The sequence below is a fragment of the Solidesulfovibrio sp. genome (genome assembly GCF_029978005.1).
Lineage (GTDB): Bacteria > Desulfobacterota > Desulfovibrionia > Desulfovibrionales > Desulfovibrionaceae > Solidesulfovibrio.
Map to the genome: position 1 here is coordinate 1 of NZ_JARKOZ010000027.1, position 2,175 is coordinate 2,175.

General features: G+C 69.7%; 1 protein-coding gene. It reads right to left on the bottom strand.

All coding sequences use genetic code 11. The features are described 5' to 3' along the window. The coding region (locus Q1K70_RS02860; RefSeq protein WP_300155479.1) for a methyl-accepting chemotaxis protein at positions 1-1,929 on the bottom strand (1,929 nt) is incomplete at its 3' end. Positions 1,930-2,175: the final 246 nt, after the last annotated feature.

Genomic DNA, 2,175 nt, shown 5'->3' on the forward strand with positions numbered 1-2,175 from the left:
GAGCTTTCGCACCTCGTCGGCGACCACGGCGAAGCCGCGCCCGGCCTCGCCGGCCCGGGCCGCCTCGATGGCGGCGTTAAGGGCCAGGAGATTCGTCTGGTCGGCGATGTCGGAGATGACGCCGAGCACCGCGCCGATGCCCTGGGCCTGCTGGCCCAGGCCCCGCATGTTCTCCTTGAGCCGGCCCGCCGCCTCGCGCACGCCGCCCACGGCCGACACGACCTGGACCACGAGGTCCGCCCCTTCCCGGGCGCGGTCCCTGGCGTCCTGGGCTCCCTGGGCTGTGTCCCCGGCGTTTCTGGCCACCTCGAGAATGGTGGCGTTCATCTCCTCCACGGCCGTGACCGTCTCCTGGACGCGGCCGTGCTGTTCCTGGGCTCCCTGGTTGGCCTGCTCGATCTGGGCCGAGAGCTGCTGCGAGGCGGCGGCCATGCGGTCGGAGGTCGCGGCGGCCTTGGAAGCGGTTTCGGCCATGAGGGCGTTTTGGCTCTCGATGCGGGCCTGCTGCGCGTGGAGTTCGGTACGGTCGTCCCAGAAGGAGATGGAGCCGAGCATGCCTCCGTCCATGTCGAAAAAAGGCGTGCTCGTCACGTGGACGCGCAGGCTGCGGCCCGAGGGCGCGGCGAAGGCGTTCTCGGCCGTCTTTTGCCGTCCTTCCTTGATGGCTTGGTCGGAGCAGGTCTCCCTGGCGGCGTCGCCCAGGTAGAAAAGCCCCGAGGGCTGGCCGACGTAGGTCTCGGGCGCGCCGGTCTTTTCCAGCAGGCGGCAGATGTGGTCGTTGACCCAGACCATCCTGAAGTCCGGGCCGACGATGCCGCAGGGGGTGGGGATGCCGCGCATGACGCCCTGGGCGAAGCCGAGCTTGTTCTTGAGTTCGCCGACCATGGTTTCGAGGTTGCGGGCCAGCGCCGCCAGCTCGAAGCGGAATTTGCCGGAAAGCGCGGCCTTGAGGTCGCCGCCGGCCACCTTCTCGGTGAATTCCATGACCGCGCGCAGGGGGGCGAGGACCACCACCCGGTTGAAAACCACGATCAGCGCCGCCACCACGGCCAGGACGGCCAGCCCCAGCCCCACCAGCACGTTGCGCGGTCCGGCGGCCAGCTCCGACAGCTCGGCCGCGGCGGCGGTCATGCACACGACCCAGCCCGTCCGGGGGGCCTGGGCCACGGCCATGTACTTCTCCTCGCCGCCGAAGGCGTAGGCCACGAGGCCGTTTTTGACCGCCAGGGCCTTGGCCGCGATGGAGGCGTCCCCGGGCTTGGTCAAAAGCAGCGACGGGTCCTTGGCGTGGGCGATGACCCGCCCCTCGCCGTCGAACATGAAGCCGTAGCCGGTGCGGCCGAAGCGCACCGGATCGATGAATTCCTTGGTGAAGGCGTCCCATCTGGGGAAAAGCGCCGCCGCGCCCCGGGGCTTGCCGGCCGGGTCGACGATGACGTGGGCCACGACGAAGAGCACGCCGCTCGACGGCCCTTCCTTGAAGACGGCGCGGGTGATGACGCTTTTCTTGCCGGCCTTGATCTCCTTGAGGAAGTCGCTGTCGGCGTAGGAGGCGGCGGGCGGGGCGTCGCCCTTGGCCGCCGAGGCCACGGCCACTCCGTCGAGGTCGATGAAGGCCACGCGGTAGAGGTTGTTGGAGGTCTCGACGTATCCCTTGAGCATGCCCACGGCCCGCGCCGGCGCGCCGATGACGGCCTCCAGGGCGACGGGCAGGTTGGCCAGGTGTTCGGCCTCGTCGTCCAGGGTGTCGAGGTAGAGGCCGAGAATCTTCGCCGTGCTGTCGGCGGACTGGCGCAGGGCCTCCTCCTTGAGGCCGGTGGTGATGGCGTAGGTCGAGCGCGCCGCATAGGCGATGAGCGACGCGATGCCGATGAAAAGCGAAACCACGACCGCGATCGTCAACACGCTGTTGATGCCTGCCTTGCCCATGGGGGTCCTCCGGTGGTTGCCCTGCGACGGGTGCACGGTCGGCACGGCGGGCGCACCGCCGGAGCCGGGCCGCGGAGGAACGCACGCGTGACGGCAGGCAAAGGGGAGCGTCCGGGAGGGAGCGCCCGAAGCCTGCTGACGTCGCCGGTAGCGCCCATCTAAAGTGGAATTGACAGGATTGTCAAACAAGGCCGCCGCGGCGCAGGGGAGGGATAAAGGGCTGTCGTCGGGGGCCGCCGCCCTGGG